Here is a 15,414-nt window from a genome sequence, read left to right on the forward strand (position 1 = left end):
AAGCAATAGCGCACCTGTTGCTGATTGCCAGATGCAAAGACGGCGGCGGGGCGGTTTTGACCCTACGGGCTGATCGCTTGGAAAAGTGTCTGAGGTGTGACAGGAAGAGACAAGAAAGGCCGCCATGTCGAAAATCCTGCCAGCACTTCTCCTTGCCGTCATGCTGCTTCATATCATCCGGCCGCTCGGCCTGCCGGGCCTGCGGCGGCGCGCCGATTTCTGGAAGATCGCGGTGGGCGCCATCGCCCTGATGATGCTGACGGTTGTCATCCGCCCCTGAAACGCAAAAGGGCCACCCGAAGGTGGCCCCCATGAGGTTTGGTCCCGTGCGGACCCGAGCCTTACGGCTCGAAGGAAGGTGGGATCAGAACGAGGGCTGCCTCGTTTCGTTCACCACAATTCCCATGCCCGAAGCCAAGACCGAAATCTCATTAGACATTGGATCACCTTCCTTTCTGTTCGTTGACGATAACAGCAATGTAGGTGATCCCACGCGGTACACAAGCCCTTCGCGTTATTTCTGCTGGTTGAGCACGTCGACGCCCGGAAGCGGCTTGCCTTCCATCCACTCCAGGAACGCTCCGCCAGCCGTCGAGACATAGGTGAAGTCGTCTGCCACGCCGGCATGGTTGAGGGCAGCCACGGTATCGCCGCCTCCGGCGACGGAAACGAGTTTGCCGTCCTTGGTGCACGCGGCGGCATGCTTGGCGGCTGCCACCGTGGCGGCGTCGAAGGGGGCGATCTCGAAGGCGCCGAGCGGACCGTTCCAGACCAGCGTCGAGGCGCGCGAAATCCAGGCATTGACGGCGTCGATGGTCTTCGGGCCGACATCGAGCATCATTGCGTCGGACGGGATCGCGCTGACGGCAACGACCTCGTTTTCGGCATTCGCCTTGAATTCGCGGGCAACGACGCCGTCTTCCGGCAGCACGATCGCGCAACCGGCGCCTGCGGCTTCGATCATGATCTGCTTGGCAGTGTCGGCGAGGTCGTGCTCGCAGAGCGACTTGCCGACATTCGTGCCGCGGGCGGCGAGGAAGGTATTCGCCATGCCGCCGCCGATGACCAGTGCATCGACCTTCTTCACGAGGTTCATGAGCAGGTCGATCTTGGTGGAAACCTTCGCGCCGCCGACGATGGCGACGACGGGCCGGTTCGGATTGCCGAGACCCTTCTCGAGGGCTTCCAGTTCGGCCTGCATGGTGCGACCGGCATAGGCGGGTAGGAGATGAGCCAAGCCTTCGGTCGAGGAATGGGCGCGATGCGCGGCCGAGAAGGCGTCGTTGACGTAGATATCGCCATTGGCGGCGACGGCTGCTGTGAAGTCCGCGTTGTTCTTCTCTTCGCCCTTGTGGAAGCGGGTGTTCTCCAGAAGCAGGATGCCGCCGTTGCCGAGTTCTGCGATGGCGGATGCCGCGGCATCGCCGACGCAGTCGGATGCGAAGGCGACGGTCGTGCCGAGAACCTCGTTCACCGCCGGCAGGATCTGGTTGAGCGACATGTCGGCGACGACCTCGCCCTTCGGTCGGCCGAAATGTGCCAGCAGGATTACCTTGGCGCCTTTCTTCGACAGTTCGAGGATGGTGGGCGCGACACGTTCGATGCGGGTCGCATCGGTGACCTTGCCGTCCTTGACCGGCACGTTGAGATCGACGCGGACGAGCACGCGCTTGCCAGCGATGTCGGTGAGGTTGTCGAGGGTCTTGAAGGTCATGGGAGGGCTCCCGTCAGAGTCTTGCGAATAGGGTGGGATAGTCGGTCACGAAGCCGTCTGCATCGACAGGCAATTCCGCTTGGAAGGTCCGGTCAGCGGCCTGGTAGAGGTAGCGTCGCGCCGGGTCGAGGCATGTGTAGTTCTGCCCGTCCGGAAACGGCGAAAACGTATCGAATGGCACATAGACCATTTTCAACCGCACCGTTCCGGCTTCGGGGGCAAGCCCCAGCCGGCGGATCGGCAGGGTGTTGGTGAAGGGCGTTCCCGCCAGATCGATATCGATGCAGCCGTCGAAGGCCGCAAGCGGTTTGCCGCTGTGGCTGCGCCACTGACCTTCGCCGTTCGATGTCATCGCCACGCCACGGCCATCCGTCTCTTCCACGCGGAAGGAGCGGACGCACCAATTCGAATCGAGATCGATACGGTAGTGGACGCCAAAGGGACGTCCGTCGCTGTCTTCGCCGACAACCGTACTTTCGGCGCGGATTCCGCCTTCGATGGCACGCACGGTAAGGTGTTCCAGCCCCTCGCCCTTCAACGGACGCCAGCGGGCCGTCTTGAAGGTGAGGGGCGGAAACATGATGGGCGTCCTTAGATCAGCTTCGCGAAGGCGACGGCCGTGTCGGACATGCGGTTCGAGAAGCCCCATTCGTTATCGTACCAGGTGAGAATACGAACGAAGTTGCCTTCGAGAACCTTCGTCTGGTCGGTCGCGAAGATCGACGAGTGGCTGTCGTGGTTGAAGTCCTTCGAGACGAGCGGCTCGTCGGTGTAGCCGAGGATGCCCTTCAGCTTGCCGTTGGAGGCAGCCTTGATGGCTTCGTTGATCTCGGCGGCCGTCGTGTCGCGCTTCGCGACGAACTTGAAATCGACGACGGAGACGTTCGGCGTGGGAACGCGGATCGAGGTGCCGTCGAGCTTGCCCTTGAGGTGCGGCATCACGAGGCCGACGGCCTTCGCAGCGCCCGTGGAGGTCGGGATCATCGAGAGGGCAGCAGCGCGGGCGCGGTACAGATCCTTGTGCATCTGGTCGAGCGACGGCTGGTCGTTGGTGTAGGAGTGGATGGTCGTCATGAAGCCATGGTCGATGCCGACGAGGTCGTCGATGACCTTCACGACGGGCACGAGGCAGTTCGTCGTGCACGAGGCGTTGGAGATGACGAGGTGATCCTTCGTCAGCTGGTCATCGTTGACGCCGTAGACGACGGTCAGGTCGGCGCCATCGGCCGGGGCCGAGACGATGACGCGCTTGGCGCCGGCCGTCAGGTGAGCGGCGGCCTTGTCGCGGGCGGTGAAGATGCCCGTGCATTCCATGGCGATGTCGACGCCCATGGCGCCGTGCGGCAGCGTTGCCGGATCCTTGATGGCGGTGACCTTGATCTGCTTGCCGCCGCCGACGGTGATCGTGTCGCCGTCGACCTTTACTTCGGCCGGGAAACGGCCGTGGATGGAATCGTAGCGCAGAAGGTGCGCGTTGGTCTCGACCGGGCCCAGATCGTTGATCGCCACGACCTCGATATCGGTGCGGCCGGATTCGACGATGGCGCGCAGGATGTTGCGGCCGATGCGGCCGAAGCCGTTGATGGCAACTTTCACAGTCATTTGGGGTCTCTCCCTATGGATAAACGTTTTGGCGGTGAGAGGCGCGGCGAAAGCCGCGCCTTCGGGCACTCAGCCCAGCTTGGCTTCCGCGGCGGCGACGACGGCTTCCGGCGTGATGCCGAAGTGCTTGTAGAGCTCCTTGTAGGGGCCCGATGCGCCGAAGGAGGACATGCCGATGAAGATGCCATCCGAACCGATGAAGTGATCCCAACCCTGGCGGATGCCGGCTTCGACCGCGATCTTGACCGGCGAGTTGCCGATGACGGCCTTCTGGTAGGCTTCCGGCTGCTCTGCGAAAAGTTCGAAGCAGGGAACGGAGACGACGCGGGTGGAAATACCCTTGGCCGTAAGCGTCTGCTCGGCCTTGACCGCGATCTCGATTTCCGAGCCGGATGCGAAGATCGTCACCTGGGCGTCGCTGGCCGACACGAGGTCATAGGCACCGCGGGCGCAGAGGTTCTCTTCTTCGTATTCCAGACGGACCGGCATCAGGTTCTGGCGGGTAAGCGCCAGGCCAGAAGGACGGTTGTGGCTTTCGAGCGCCAGCTGCCAGCACTCTGCCGTTTCCGTGGCGTCGGCCGGACGGAACATGAGCAGGTTCGGAATGGCGCGCAGAGCGGCCATCTGCTCGACCGGCTGGTGCGTCGGACCGTCTTCACCAAGACCGATGGAGTCGTGGGTCAGGACGTGGATGACGCGGATGCCCATCAGTGCGGCGAGGCGGATCGACGGACGGCAGTAGTCCGAGAAGATCAGGAAGCCGCCGGAATAGGGGATCAGGCCGCCGTGCAGCGCGATACCGTTCATGGCAGCGGCCATGCCGTGCTCGCGGATGCCGTAGTGGATGTAACGGCCCGAGAAATCGGTCGGTGTGATCGACTTGGTCTGGCTCGTCTTGGTGTTGTTCGAGCCCGTCAGGTCGGCCGAGCCGCCGAGCGTTTCGCTGAGCACGCCGTTGATGACTTCGAGCGCATCTTCCGAAGCCTTGCGGGTAGCCGGGTTCGGCTTCGTTTCGGCAAGCTTCTTCTTGTAGGCGGCGATTGCGGAATCGAGGCTGCCTTCGAGGTCGCCGGCAAAACGACGGACGAACTGCGCCTTCTTTTCGGCATCCGTCTTGTCGAGGCGGGCTTCCCATTCCTTGTGCGCCTTGGCAGAGCGAAGGCCGGCGAGGCGCCAGGCGTCGAGGACGTCGGAGGGAACCACGAAGGCTTCCGATTCCCAGTTCAGTGCCTTGCGGGTGGCGGCGATTTCTTCCGCACCGAGCGGCGAACCGTGCACCTTGTGCGTGCCGGCCTTGTTGGGCGCGCCGAAGCCGATGGTCGTCTTGCACGCGATCATCGTGGGCTTGTCGGACTTGTGGGCTTCTTCGATGGCAGCGGCAATCGCATCCGGATCATGGCCGTCGACCGCAATCGTGTGCCACTGGCTCGCGCGGAAGCGGGCGTGCTGGTCGGTCGAGTCGGCCATGGAGATCGGGCCGTCGATCGAAATGTTGTTGTCGTCCCAGAACACGATCAGCTTGTTGAGCTTCAGGTGGCCTGCGAGGGAGATTGCTTCCTGGCTGATACCCTCCATGAGGCAGCCGTCACCTACGAGCGCGTAGGTGTGGTGCTCCATCAGGTCCGAACCGAACTCGTCGCGCAGCTTGCGCTCGGCGATCGCCATGCCCACGGCATTGGCAATGCCCTGGCCGAGCGGGCCGGTCGTCGTTTCGATGCCGGCGGCGTGGCCGTATTCCGGGTGGCCGGCGGTCTTGGCGCCGAGCTGACGGAAGTTCTTGATCTCGTCGATCGTGATGTCCTCGTAGCCCGTCAGATAGAGCAGCGAGTAGAGGAGCATCGAGCCGTGGCCGGCCGACAGGACGAAACGGTCGCGGTTCGGCCAGTGCGGAGTCTTCGGATCGAAGGAGAGAAAGCGGGTGAAAAGAACCGTTGCGATGTCTGCTGCGCCCATGGGAAGGCCGGGGTGGCCGGAGTTCGCCTTTTCCACGGCATCCATGGAAAGGAAGCGAATTGCGTTCGCCATCCGGTCGTGTTTTTCGCGAGAGATCATGACTGTTCCGTATTCTTCGGGGTGTCAGGGCCGGTGTCCCTGAGGGGCGCCGGTTGGAAGCGGCTGACACATAGCAGGTGCACCGTCTAAGTCAACGAATTCGGCTGTTCCTGCGGCGTTTGAGCGCCGAATTCGCCGGGTTTTTTAGCGTTTTCTGGCGGGTGCGGATGCCACCGCACGGCAGCCATCTGGAAGCTGATCCACAGGGGCTTTCCGGTGGGTGCACCCGCGCAGTTGACGCTCTGCCCCGCAGTTGAATACTGTCAACGCGTGGGAACCGGCGCTGGCGGCGGCGATTCGTGTTTTTTGAGAGTGCCGGTGAAGGCGTTATGACACACGGGGAAACAGTCAGGGCTGCAATCGAGGAGCTTCGCAAGGCGCTTGGCAGTCTCGAGAATGCGCTCGACATGCGCTTTGACCGTGAACGGGAACACGGCGAGGTGGAAGGCGAGGTGCGTCGCGTTAATGCCGACCGTTCGCGGCTTGCCCAGGAGCTGGACCAGTCCGAATTCCGCGCCAACCGGCTGGAAGAGGTCAACCGCGAGGTGTCCCGCCGTCTCGTCACGGCGATGGAGACCATCCGCGCCGTACTTGACCGATAGGCGCAACAGAAAGAATCCGCATGGCTCAGGTAACCGTTCAGATCGATGGCAAGGCCTATCGCATGGCCTGCGAGGAGGGGCAGGAGTCCCACCTCGAAGACCTCGCCGCCGGGTTCGATCGGTATGTCGGGCACCTCAAGGAGCAGTTTGGCGAGATTGGCGACCTGCGCATCACCGTCATGGCCGGCATCATGGTCATGGACGAGCTCAACGATGTGACGCGCCGGCTTGAAACGCTGGAAAAAGAAACCGAGCAACTTCGCAGCGGCCGCGAAGGCGTGCTGGTCGAGGTGTCGCGCAGCGAAGAGGCGATCGCCCAGGCGCTCGGCGAACTCACCAACCAGATCCAGGGCATGGCCGCCAAGCTCAACGGCAAACCGCAGGTCAACTGATCCGGGCGTTGTTTTTCGTTCAGACAGCCAACGCTTAGTCGATTGCCACTGGCGAAGGCGCTGCTTTGCGCCTATATGTCATGAGCGATCTGCGCTTCCCGACAGGAACCACAATCCCTGGGGCCATACTCGATCCAAAGGGAGCTGTCCCTGGCCAGGCCCGTGGGCTTGGACATATGGCGCCCACCTACGTTTGTAGGCACCCAGGATCGTAAATCTCCATCGGTCGCCGCGGATCGCACCCTCTCTGTTTTCTCCGGTGCCCAGTGCAGAACTGGCGGTCGCTCAGCCGCAGGATTCGACGGGCGTGAAGATCTTGCGCAGCTGGGAAAGCGGCGCAGCGCCGGGATTGGCTTCCTGGTAGACCTCATTGTCGAACCAAGTGTCGGACGTGCCGATCTCGATCGCGCTGTCTGCCCACCACGGCTTGAAGACACCACTGACCAGTTTCATTTTCACCTCACCCGCGCCGACGCTTTCCACCTGCCAGCATCCGTCTCTTTCACCCTCTTCGGCGCCGGGCAGAAAGCTGTTCGTCGTGGAATCCCAATGCTGGGTTTGCCGCACAAAAAGCCCGGGTTTGAACGCCGTGTCGGCATAGGCTGCCGACGGTCCGCAAAGGGTGACGGCAAGGGCGAGTTTGGAAAGAAACGGTGCTGTCGTTTTCATGGATACCCTCTCGTGCGCAGAATAGTCCGGCCCGAGTTATGGCGCGAGCCGGTAAAGTCAAAGTCGAAAGCGGATTGGCGTTTAGCACACGAAAAAGGCCGCCCGTGAGGGGCGGCCTTTCGATGGTTGGTTCTTGAAATCGTCGCTTACGCGGCCGCCTTCAGTTCCTTGTCGATCATGGCGCGCAGGCTGCCGAGGTCCTTCGCGAAGGCGCGGATGCCTTCGGAGAGCTTTTCGGTGGCCATGGCATCTTCGTTCAGCATCCAGCGGAAGGTCTTCTCGTCGATCTTGATCGGCGAAACCTTCGCAGCCTTTTCCGGCGAGAGCTTGCGCTCAAGCGTGCCTTCAGCAGCGTCGAGTTCCTCAAGAAGGGCCGGGCTGATCGTCAGGCGATCGCAGCCGGCGAGGGCTTCGATTTCGCCGATGTTGCGGAAGGAGGCGCCCATGACGATCGTGCTGATGCCATTGGACTTGTAATAGTCGTAGATCGAGCGGACCGACACCACGCCCGGATCTTCTTCGGCCGTGAAGGTCTTGCCCGATGCCTTGACGTGCCAGTCGAGAATGCGGCCGACGAAGGGCGAGATGAGGAATGCGCCGGCATCGGCGCAGGCAATGGCCTGTGCCTTGTTGAAGAGCAGCGTCAGGTTGCAGTCGATGCCGTCCTTCTGGAGAACTTCCGCAGCGCGGATGCCTTCCCAGGTGGAGGCGAGCTTGATGAGGATGCGGTCACGGGTGATGCCGCGCGCCTCGTAAGCTTTGATGATGTCGCGACCCTTGGCAATCGAGGCCTCGGTGTCGAAGGAAAGGTCTGCATCGACTTCGGTCGAAACACGGCCCGGAACGAGCTCAGCAAGTGCTGCGCCGACGGAAATGGCGAGACGGTCGGCAACGGCCGCAACGACGCCTTCACGGTTTCCGCCCTGGGACTGGCCCCAGCGGATCGCTTCTGCGACCGTGTCGGCAAACATCGGCGTGCCGAGCGCCTTGAGAACGATCGTGGGATTGGTGGTGCAATCGACCGGCTTCAGGCGGCGCACGGCTTCGATGTCGCCGGTGTCTGCCACGACGGTCGTCATCGCGCGAAGTTGTTCAAGCTTGGACGTCATATCCGAAATCCCGAAATGGTTGTTGCTGGGTGGCGTTCCAACGGAACGCTGAACCCTCCTCCATGTTCCTCGTCGGCAAACGCGTGCGGCGACAGTGCTTCCTTTTCCGTCGCCGCGCGTGCCCGCACAACCAATCCGCCGCCGGAATGCCGCCAGTGGATCTGAGCGGACTATCGTCGTTTGCAGGGAGAAAATCAAGTACTTTTGCTGATTGTTTTGAACATATGTCGCATTTTCGAGTGATGTGTTATGGTGCCAGTGCGCTGCAAGGCAGCACGAGTAATGGCAGAAACGGGAGGCGACGTGGCAAGGCTTCGGCGCGACACACATACGGCCTATTCGGAATCGGCGGCACTTCGGCTGCGCGCCGCCTGGCTCTATTACAATCAGGGCCTCACGCAGAAGGATGTCGCGGAAAAGATCGGCGTCAGCCGCTCCACCGTCATCCGCATGCTCGATGAGGCGCTGAAGCGTTCCGAGGTCCAGATCTGGATCAATGAGGGCATTGCTGATTGCGTGGAACTGGCCGTCAGGCTCGAGAAGGCCTACGGGCTTGACGAGGCCGTGGTGGTGCCGGCGGCTAATAGCGCGGAGGCGACGGCCAAGAGCGTGGGGCTCGCGCTCGGGCAATTCCTGACCGAGGCGATTCCCGATGACTGCACGGTCGGGGTCGGCTGGGGGCGGACGCTGACGGCATCGCTGGCAAGCTTCCGCCCGGCGCGGCGCGAGCGCGTCAAGGTCGTGTCTCTGCTCGGCGGCGTGGTCGAGGCGCATCACATCAACCCGATCGAATATACTTGGCAGCTGGCCAGCCAGCTGGGAGCGGAATGCTACCTGTTCCTCGCACCGCTGCTCGTCGATTCCCGCGAGACCAAGCGCAGCCTCATCGAGAAATGCGGCCTTAAGACCTTGTTCGACCTTGCTGAGAACATGGATATCGCCGTCGTCAGCTGCGGTGATATCGGCCCGCGCTCCAGTTCTCTGTCACGCGACTTCATTGCCCGGCATGAGCTGGAGGAACTGGTCGCGGCGGGCTGCGTCTGCGACACGATGTGCAATTTCCTCGACGCTGAAGGGCGCACGATCGATCATCCGATCCGCGACCGCGTCATGTCGATCGATCTCGATACGGTAAAGAAGGCGCGTCACATCGTGCTCGTCTCGGGCGGGGCGCACCGGGCTCCGGCCATCCGGGCCACGATCCGGCGTGTCGGCTGCAATACGCTGATCACCGATGAAGGCGCGGCGTTGGCCATGCTGCAACTGGCCGAAGACGCCGCTTCGGCTGATCTCAAATCAGATTGAGGCGCAGCGCACGCGTAATCGCGCCCGTAATGTTGCGCGCGCCGAGCTTGTCGGTCGCGCTGCGCATCGCGTCCGCCACGCGCTGCGAGGCCAGGTCGGTTTCCAGCACGATCTCACCCGGGCTCCTGCCGAGGGCGGCGAGCTCGAGACATCTCTTTTCTATTTCCGTCAGTTCGGGGCAAGGGGGGCGGTTACTCGGCGCAGGCATGCGGCCCGGTTAGAGACTTGGCGTGCCTGCGGAAAGTTCAAACTGTCGCAATGCTTAACGCGCGCGGTCGATCTCTGCCACACATGTGCCATTTCGGGATTCGGCGTTGCTGCCGGCGAATGCCTGCTTTGGTCGGATGAGGGATTTGCCTTTGCGCACTTTCACCTGATAAGGCACGGAAAAATGCTGGAGATACCCGTGACATCTTCCATGACGGCGAAGGAACAGAAGGCGGCGATCCGCAACGAACGGCTTGCCTTGCGCGATGCCATGACGCCGCAGGCGCGTATCGAAGCGGGACAGGCTATGGCGTTTCATGCCGGCGACCATATCGCCTTTGCGCCGGGCACCGTCATTTCGGGATTCTGGCCGATTCGCTCCGAGGCCGATATCCGGCCGCTCATGGCGCACCTGCGCGCGCGGGGCGCCAGGCTCTGCCTGCCCGTCGTGCTCGACCGGGAAACCATCGTGTTTCGCGCATGGGAACCGGATGCGCCTGTGGTCAAGACGGGCTTCGGCACGACAGGGCCGGGACCTGAGGCGGCCTTGCTCGAACCCGATATTCTTCTTGTTCCGCTTTCCGCGTTCGACAGAGCCGGGAACCGGATCGGTTATGGTGCCGGTCACTATGACCGCGCGATCGACCGGCTGAAAGCGAAAGGGCGGGCGCCGAAACTGATCGGCATTGCGTTCGACTGCCAGGAAGTGGCATCAGTACCGGCGGAACCGCACGACGTCCCCCTCGACGCCGTTCTTACGGAAAGCGGTCTCCGAATGGTCCAACAGGTTTCTTAAGGCAGTTCGATGCGTTTTCTCTTTCTGGGCGACATGGTGGGCAAGACCGGGCGGACGGCCGTCTGGGAGCGCCTGCCGGGATTGATCAGCGATTTCAAGCTGGATTTCGTCGTCGTCAACGGGGAGAACGCGGCCGGCGGTTTCGGCATCACGGAAGATATCTACCTCAGCACCATCGATGCCGGTGCCGATGTGGTGACGACCGGAAACCACGTCTGGGACCAGAAGGAGGCTGTGGGCTTTGCGGGCCGTCACGACCAGTTTCTGCGCCCCGCCAACTATCCCGCCGGCACGCCCGGCCGTGGTGCGAACCTCTTCATCGCCCGAAACGGGGCGCGCGTGCTCGTCGCCAACATCATGGGCCGCGTGTTCATGCATCCGGAACTGGACGATCCCTTTAATGCGGGCGAGGCCATCCTTGCTTCCTGCCCGCTCGGTGAGCAAGCGGATGCCATCATCTTCGACTTCCATGCAGAAGCGACGAGCGAGAAGCAGTGCTTCGGCCATTTCGTCGATGGGCGCGCCAGCGTCGTCGTCGGCACACACACCCATGTGCCTACCGCCGACTGCCAGATCCTGAACGGCGGAACGGGTTACATGTCGGATGCCGGGATGTGCGGCGATTACGACTCATCACTCGGCATGGAAAAAGAAGAACCGCTCAACCGCTTCATCTCGAAGATGCCGAAGGGCCGGTTCGAGGCCGCATCAGGCCCGGCCACGATCTGTGGGCTTGCCGTGGAAATCTCTGACCGCACCGGACTTGCCGAGAAGATCGCACCGCTTCGCCTCGGGCCACGCCTTAGCGAAACGGTGCCAAGCTTCTGGTAATGTCAGATCATACGGCGCAGATGATCGGCTGAACCTTCGTTGAAGCGCAGATGCGCCTTCACGCCAACATCAGGCTCTTCGTCCGGATTGAAGTTGGCCTTGGCGATTTCCCAGCCGAATTTCAGCTTGCTGCCGGTCGAAGCCCAGATTTCGGCATCGTCCATTTCGAGCGCGAGCATGGTCAGCTTCGGATCGCTCTTGCCGTGGTCGAACCATGCCTCGACGATCGAGCTCCAGTATTCGTCGATCTTGGCTGGATCCTTGCTTACGCTCAGACGGCCGGCAATGCAGGCATGATAGTCGTGGTCCTTGCCCACAACGCAGAAATGGGCGTGCGCGCCGGGCGTCAGCGCCTTGACGATCTCGGCGTCTGTCCGGGTGAAGAACCAGATCGTCGCCGTCTGGCGGTCGAGCTGCGGCGACATCGGTTGCATGTGCATGTGGCTGCCTTCGACGCCGAGCATGCCGGCATGGATCTTGTCGATCTCGTCGAAGAGCTGTTCCTTGGGATTTTCGCGTGCACGGGTAATGTTGGACATGGTGTTCCTCGCAATCGTTGGTCGGTTCCCGCGGAAAACGTGAGGCCCCCGCCGAAGGTTCCGCTCAACGGATTGTGATCGCGCACCCGGTATCGCGGCCTCGACGTGATGATGCACCGGGCGCATAGTCGCGTCGACCAATGAACGGAGCCGCTCATGCCGCATCTCCTGCTCATTCCGTTGATCGTGGTCGCCGTGTATCTCCTGGCGCCGCGTCCATCCCTTGCCCAGTCCGAGACGCCGCCGGTCAGCCAGTGCCAGATGATTGCCCGTGCGTTGCCGTCAGTCACTTTTGCCAGCTTTTCCGCCGACCCGGTGCTGAAGGTGCAGGCCAAGGCGGATGAGGAGGTGCGCATCACCTATATCGGCCATTCGACCTTCTTTATCGAGACGCCGGCCGGGGTGCGGATCGCCACCGATTATAACGGGTGGTATGCGCCGCCGGCGGTGCCGGATGTCGTGACGATGAACAAGGCGCATTCCAGCCACTATACGCTGAACCCCGATCCCGGGATCAACCATGTCCTGCACGGCTGGGACGAGGCCTCCGAGAACGGTGCCGAGCACGATATCGTCGTTGGCGACGCTTATATCCGCAATGTGCCGACGGATATCCGGGGCTGGGGCGGCGCGATGCAGCCGAACGGCAATTCCATCTTCATCTTCGAGGTCGCGGGCCTGTGCATCGGCCATCTCGGCCACCTGCATCATGAACTGACGGAAAAGCAGTATGCCGAGATCGGCCGGCTCGACGTTCTCATGGTGCCGGTCGATGGCGGCTTGACCATGGGCGCGGAAAGCATGAGCCGTGTCGTGCAGCGCCTTCGTTCCGCGCTCATTCTGCCCATGCACCGTCGGGGACCGCCGATCAGCCGGTTCCTTTCGATGTTCGGCAGCGGCTTCGATGCCGTGACCGACGATGACGCCAGCGTCACGGTTTCCATCCGCAGCTTGCCGAAACGGCCGACGATTCATATTCTCTCCGGCGTCTGACGCCGGAGTTGATGTGATGCGTTTCGTTCTTGCCGTGCCTGCCGTGCTGCTTTCATCGGCCCTTGCCTTCGCGAATGGCGCGCCGACACCCGGCGGGCCCGCAGGAGATGCCGGCAAGCCGCGCCAGACGGAAGCCAAGCCGGTGGAAAAGCCGCCGACACGCGCCTTCGGCGTGGCCGAACATTTCGTCATGCCATCAGGCAATATCGGTTGCACCTACATTCCCCAGGGCGGGACGGATGTCTATCAGCCGCCGGATGGCGGCCCGGAACTCTCCTGCGACCGTATCGAGCCGAAATATCTTCGAGCGACCCTCGGGCGCAGCGGCAAGGCCACCGTCTTGTCCAATGTCGGCGACCAGGCCTGTTGCAGCGCGGATCGGACCATCGACTACGGCGAGGTCTGGAATGGCGGCCCGTTCACCTGCTACTCGGAGCGCACGGGGCTGACCTGCGAGCGCAATGACGGGCATTCCTTCCTGCTGAGCCGCGCCCGCGTGCGCGCAGACTGAGCCGCCGCGCTTTGTTCTGCCGCCCTGCTGGACGTGCGGCGGCAATGAAATTATAAGGCGGCATTCCGAAAATCGGGGCGGCAGGCCGGCGCGATACAGCGCCCTTGTGCTCCAGCGTACAGACCGGCGACCGAAACGACGGGCGCCAAACGAGACAGGGGTGCCATGGCTGGCCATTCACAGTTCAAGAATATCATGCACCGCAAGGGTCGGCAGGATGCCGTGCGGTCGAAAATGTTCTCCAAGCTTGCCCGTGAAATCACGGTTGCGGCGAAGACGGGTCTGCCAGACCCTTCGATGAACGCCCGGCTGCGTCTGGCCATCCAGAACGCAAAGGCGCAGTCCATGCCGAAGGACAATATCGAGCGCGCCGTCAAGAAGGCCTCGGGTGCCGACAGCGAGAACTACGAAGAAGTCCGCTACGAAGGCTATGGCCCGGGTGGCGTCGCCGTCATCGTCGAGGCGCTGACCGACAACCGCAACCGCACGGCTTCCTCCGTCCGCTCGACCTTCTCCAAGGCAGGCGGCGCGCTGGGTGAAACCGGTTCGGTTTCCTTCTCCTTCGACCGCGTCGGCGAGATCACCTACAAGCTTTCCGTCGGCGACGCCGACGCCGTCATGGAAGCCGCCATCGAGGCCGGCGCCGAGGACGTGACGACGGACGAGGACGGCCACACGATCATCTGCGGTTTCGAGGATATCGGTGAAGTGTCCAAGGCGCTCGAAGACAAGCTCGGCGAGGCCGAGACCGTCAAGGCGATCTGGAAGCCGCAGAACACGGTGCCTGTTGACGAGGAAAAGGCGCAGTCGCTGATGAAGCTCATCGACACGCTGGAAGACGATGACGACGTGCAGAACGTCTATTCGAACTTCGAAGTCTCCGACGAGGTCATGGCCAAGCTTTCGGCCTGATTGGATCCTCGATCTCTTCCGTCGCATCGGGCGGCCCCGAGAATGGCGTAGGGAGTGATTGCGAACAGCAAAAAGGCCGGGGTTTTGTCCCCGGCCTTTTGTTATGGCGCCTCGGCCAATTCCCGCTGTGCCTGCGCAAACAGCCGTACCGATTTCAGCCGCGCATCCATGTCGTAGATCGGCATGGAGATGATCAGTTCGTCTGCCTTGGTCAGATCCAGGAAATCGGCGATGCGCCGGCGGATTCTTTCAGGGCCGCCGACGACGGCATATTGCAGCGTATGTTCGACATTGATGTGCTCCTGCTCGCTCCAGAAGCCGTCCATGCTGTCCACCGGTGCCGGGAAGGCGCCGGGCGTGCCGCGGCGCAGGCGCACGAAGGATTGCTGCATGGACGTGAAGAGGTAGTCGGCTTCCGCATCCGTATCGGCAGCGGCTCCCATCACGCCCACCATGGCGTGAGGCTTGTCGAGATACTGCGACGGCTCGAAGCGTTCACGGTAGATTTCCAGTGCCGAGAGCAGCATATCGGGAGCGAAATGCGAAGCGAAGGCGAAGGGCAGGCCGAGCATGCCGGCCAGATGCGCCGAATAATGGCTGGAGCCGAGCAGCCAGACGGGCACGTTGCTGCCTGCTCCGGGAATAGCAATGACCTTCTGCACCGGGCTGATCGGCCCCATAAGCTGCATCAGTTCGACCACATCCTGCGGAAAATTGTTGGAACTGGTTTCGAGATTGCGACGTAGCGCCTGGGCCGTGCGCATGTCGGTTCCCGGCGCGCGGCCGAGACCAAGATCGATGCGATCGGGGAAGAGGGCTGCAAGCGTACCGAACTGTTCGGCGATGACGAGCGGCGAATGGTTCGGCAGCATGATGCCGCCGGAGCCCACGCGGATATTCTGTGTGCCGGCGGCGACATGCTGGATGACGAGCGCGGTGGCGGCGCTGGCAATGCCGCGCATGCCGTGATGCTCCGCGAGCCAGAAGCGCTTGTAGCCCTGTGCTTCGGCTTCCTGCGCAAGGCGTCGGGAACTGGCCAGCGACTGGGCGACGGTGCCGCCTTCGATGACCGGTGAAAGGTCGAGGATGGAGAAGGGCACCATGGATGCAGCCTCATGTAAGGGAATTTGATCGTCCTCCCATGTAGGTTCAGTTTCGTGAAATCCAAGCGAGGCGTTCC

General features: G+C 62.4%; 17 protein-coding genes and 1 other RNA gene. 10 read left to right on the plus strand and 8 right to left on the minus strand.

What is annotated here, in order from left to right; all coding sequences use genetic code 11:
* The first annotated feature begins 124 nt into the window (after positions 1–124).
* Positions 125–280, plus strand: coding sequence for a hypothetical protein (locus MNR02_RS03500; RefSeq protein ID WP_241948096.1), 156 nt, complete (start codon positions 125–127; stop codon positions 278–280).
* 234 nt (positions 281–514) lie between these two features.
* On the opposite strand, the gene pgk is transcribed toward MNR02_RS03500, so the two are convergent.
* From pgk to tkt, 4 genes are all read right to left on the minus strand, one after another.
* Positions 515–1,714 (minus strand): phosphoglycerate kinase, encoded by a 1,200-nt coding sequence (gene pgk / locus MNR02_RS03505; RefSeq protein ID WP_241948097.1) that lies wholly within the window; start codon positions 1,712–1,714, stop codon positions 515–517.
* A 13-nt stretch (positions 1,715–1,727) separates the two neighbouring features.
* Complete coding sequence (locus MNR02_RS03510; protein ID WP_241948098.1) at positions 1,728–2,294, minus strand: putative glycolipid-binding domain-containing protein; 567 nt, start codon at positions 2,292–2,294, stop codon at positions 1,728–1,730.
* An 11-nt stretch (positions 2,295–2,305) separates the two neighbouring features.
* Positions 2,306–3,316, minus strand: coding sequence for a type I glyceraldehyde-3-phosphate dehydrogenase (gene gap / locus MNR02_RS03515; protein ID WP_241948099.1), 1,011 nt, complete (start codon positions 3,314–3,316; stop codon positions 2,306–2,308).
* Between the two features lie 69 nt (positions 3,317–3,385).
* Positions 3,386–5,368: a transketolase gene (tkt, locus tag MNR02_RS03520; protein ID WP_241948100.1), complete on the minus strand. Its 1,983-nt coding sequence runs from the start codon at positions 5,366–5,368 to the stop codon at positions 3,386–3,388.
* Between the two features lie 329 nt (positions 5,369–5,697).
* Between tkt and MNR02_RS03525 the strand changes: the two genes are divergently transcribed.
* The 3 genes from MNR02_RS03525 (at position 5,698) to ssrS (ending at position 6,604) form a co-directional block, all read left to right on the plus strand.
* Entirely contained in the window at positions 5,698–5,970 is a 273-nt protein-coding gene (locus tag MNR02_RS03525) for a DUF4164 domain-containing protein (protein ID WP_134645812.1), read from the plus strand.
* 20 nt (positions 5,971–5,990) lie between these two features.
* The gene (locus MNR02_RS03530) at positions 5,991–6,362 is read left to right on the plus strand and encodes a cell division protein ZapA (RefSeq protein ID WP_241602073.1); all 372 of its coding nucleotides are present in this window, start codon (positions 5,991–5,993) and stop codon (positions 6,360–6,362) included.
* Positions 6,363–6,445: 83 nt separating this feature from the next.
* Positions 6,446–6,604: non-coding RNA, 6S RNA (gene ssrS / locus MNR02_RS03535), on the plus strand.
* Between the two features lie 43 nt (positions 6,605–6,647).
* Here the strand turns inward: ssrS and MNR02_RS03540 are convergent.
* Positions 6,648–7,031, minus strand: coding sequence for a hypothetical protein (locus tag MNR02_RS03540; protein ID WP_241948101.1), 384 nt, complete (start codon positions 7,029–7,031; stop codon positions 6,648–6,650).
* Between the two features lie 146 nt (positions 7,032–7,177).
* Entirely contained in the window at positions 7,178–8,140 is a 963-nt protein-coding gene (gene tal, locus MNR02_RS03545; RefSeq protein ID WP_241948102.1) for a transaldolase, read from the minus strand.
* 303 nt (positions 8,141–8,443) lie between these two features.
* On the opposite strand from tal, the gene MNR02_RS03550 reads away from it, so the two are divergent.
* The 3 genes from MNR02_RS03550 to MNR02_RS03560 all read left to right on the plus strand — a co-directional run bounded on the left by MNR02_RS03550 (position 8,444) and on the right by MNR02_RS03560 (position 11,279).
* Positions 8,444–9,445: a sugar-binding transcriptional regulator gene (locus MNR02_RS03550; RefSeq protein ID WP_241948103.1), complete on the plus strand. Its 1,002-nt coding sequence runs from the start codon at positions 8,444–8,446 to the stop codon at positions 9,443–9,445.
* A gap of 418 nt (positions 9,446–9,863) precedes the next feature.
* The gene (locus MNR02_RS03555; protein ID WP_241948815.1) at positions 9,864–10,448 is read left to right on the plus strand and encodes a 5-formyltetrahydrofolate cyclo-ligase; all 585 of its coding nucleotides are present in this window, start codon (positions 9,864–9,866) and stop codon (positions 10,446–10,448) included.
* A 9-nt stretch (positions 10,449–10,457) separates the two neighbouring features.
* Positions 10,458–11,279, plus strand: coding sequence for a YmdB family metallophosphoesterase (locus tag MNR02_RS03560; protein WP_241602080.1), 822 nt, complete (start codon positions 10,458–10,460; stop codon positions 11,277–11,279).
* A gap of 2 nt (positions 11,280–11,281) precedes the next feature.
* Here MNR02_RS03560 and MNR02_RS03565 read toward each other — a convergent pair whose 3' ends face one another.
* Positions 11,282–11,818, minus strand: coding sequence for a pyridoxamine 5'-phosphate oxidase family protein (locus tag MNR02_RS03565; protein ID WP_241948104.1), 537 nt, complete (start codon positions 11,816–11,818; stop codon positions 11,282–11,284).
* 156 nt (positions 11,819–11,974) lie between these two features.
* Here MNR02_RS03565 and MNR02_RS03570 point away from each other — a divergent pair, with 156 nt between their 5' ends.
* The 3 genes from MNR02_RS03570 to MNR02_RS03580 all read left to right on the plus strand — a co-directional run bounded on the left by MNR02_RS03570 (position 11,975) and on the right by MNR02_RS03580 (position 14,234).
* Positions 11,975–12,811: an MBL fold metallo-hydrolase gene (locus MNR02_RS03570; protein WP_241948105.1), complete on the plus strand. Its 837-nt coding sequence runs from the start codon at positions 11,975–11,977 to the stop codon at positions 12,809–12,811.
* A 16-nt stretch (positions 12,812–12,827) separates the two neighbouring features.
* Complete coding sequence (locus tag MNR02_RS03575; RefSeq protein ID WP_241948106.1) at positions 12,828–13,322, plus strand: hypothetical protein; 495 nt, start codon at positions 12,828–12,830, stop codon at positions 13,320–13,322.
* Positions 13,323–13,487: 165 nt separating this feature from the next.
* Positions 13,488–14,234, plus strand: a complete 747-nt coding sequence (locus tag MNR02_RS03580; protein WP_241602087.1) for a YebC/PmpR family DNA-binding transcriptional regulator — start codon at positions 13,488–13,490, stop codon at positions 14,232–14,234.
* Positions 14,235–14,335: 101 nt separating this feature from the next.
* On the opposite strand, the gene MNR02_RS03585 is transcribed toward MNR02_RS03580, so the two are convergent.
* Positions 14,336–15,337 (minus strand): LLM class flavin-dependent oxidoreductase, encoded by a 1,002-nt coding sequence (locus MNR02_RS03585; protein WP_241948107.1) that lies wholly within the window; start codon positions 15,335–15,337, stop codon positions 14,336–14,338.
* Between the last annotated feature and the right edge of the window lie 77 nt (positions 15,338–15,414).

The sequence above is a fragment of the Shinella sp. H4-D48 genome (genome assembly GCF_022637395.1).
GTDB classification, from domain to species: domain Bacteria; phylum Pseudomonadota; class Alphaproteobacteria; order Rhizobiales; family Rhizobiaceae; genus Shinella; species Shinella sedimenti.

What these genes read in the sequence shown, in the direction of transcription:
- MNR02_RS03500 (WP_241948096.1), top strand. Translation starts at nt 125, where the DNA reads ATGTCGAAAATCCTGCCAGCACTTCTCCTTGCCGTCATGCTGCTTCAT.
- pgk (WP_241948097.1), bottom strand. Translation starts at nt 1,714, where the DNA reads ATGACCTTCAAGACCCTCGACAACCTCACCGACATCGCTGGCAAGCGC.
- MNR02_RS03510 (WP_241948098.1), bottom strand. Translation starts at nt 2,294, where the DNA reads ATGTTTCCGCCCCTCACCTTCAAGACGGCCCGCTGGCGTCCGTTGAAG.
- gap (WP_241948099.1), bottom strand. Translation starts at nt 3,316, where the DNA reads ATGACTGTGAAAGTTGCCATCAACGGCTTCGGCCGCATCGGCCGCAAC.
- tkt (WP_241948100.1), bottom strand. Translation starts at nt 5,368, where the DNA reads ATGATCTCTCGCGAAAAACACGACCGGATGGCGAACGCAATTCGCTTC.
- MNR02_RS03525 (WP_134645812.1), top strand. Translation starts at nt 5,698, where the DNA reads ATGACACACGGGGAAACAGTCAGGGCTGCAATCGAGGAGCTTCGCAAG.
- MNR02_RS03530 (WP_241602073.1), top strand. Translation starts at nt 5,991, where the DNA reads ATGGCTCAGGTAACCGTTCAGATCGATGGCAAGGCCTATCGCATGGCC.
- MNR02_RS03540 (WP_241948101.1), bottom strand. Translation starts at nt 7,031, where the DNA reads ATGAAAACGACAGCACCGTTTCTTTCCAAACTCGCCCTTGCCGTCACC.
- tal (WP_241948102.1), bottom strand. Translation starts at nt 8,140, where the DNA reads ATGACGTCCAAGCTTGAACAACTTCGCGCGATGACGACCGTCGTGGCA.
- MNR02_RS03555 (WP_241948815.1), top strand. Translation starts at nt 9,864, where the DNA reads ATGACGGCGAAGGAACAGAAGGCGGCGATCCGCAACGAACGGCTTGCC.
- MNR02_RS03560 (WP_241602080.1), top strand. Translation starts at nt 10,458, where the DNA reads ATGCGTTTTCTCTTTCTGGGCGACATGGTGGGCAAGACCGGGCGGACG.
- MNR02_RS03565 (WP_241948104.1), bottom strand. Translation starts at nt 11,818, where the DNA reads ATGTCCAACATTACCCGTGCACGCGAAAATCCCAAGGAACAGCTCTTC.
- MNR02_RS03570 (WP_241948105.1), top strand. Translation starts at nt 11,975, where the DNA reads ATGCCGCATCTCCTGCTCATTCCGTTGATCGTGGTCGCCGTGTATCTC.
- MNR02_RS03575 (WP_241948106.1), top strand. Translation starts at nt 12,828, where the DNA reads ATGCGTTTCGTTCTTGCCGTGCCTGCCGTGCTGCTTTCATCGGCCCTT.
- MNR02_RS03580 (WP_241602087.1), top strand. Translation starts at nt 13,488, where the DNA reads ATGGCTGGCCATTCACAGTTCAAGAATATCATGCACCGCAAGGGTCGG.
- MNR02_RS03585 (WP_241948107.1), bottom strand. Translation starts at nt 15,337, where the DNA reads ATGGTGCCCTTCTCCATCCTCGACCTTTCACCGGTCATCGAAGGCGGC.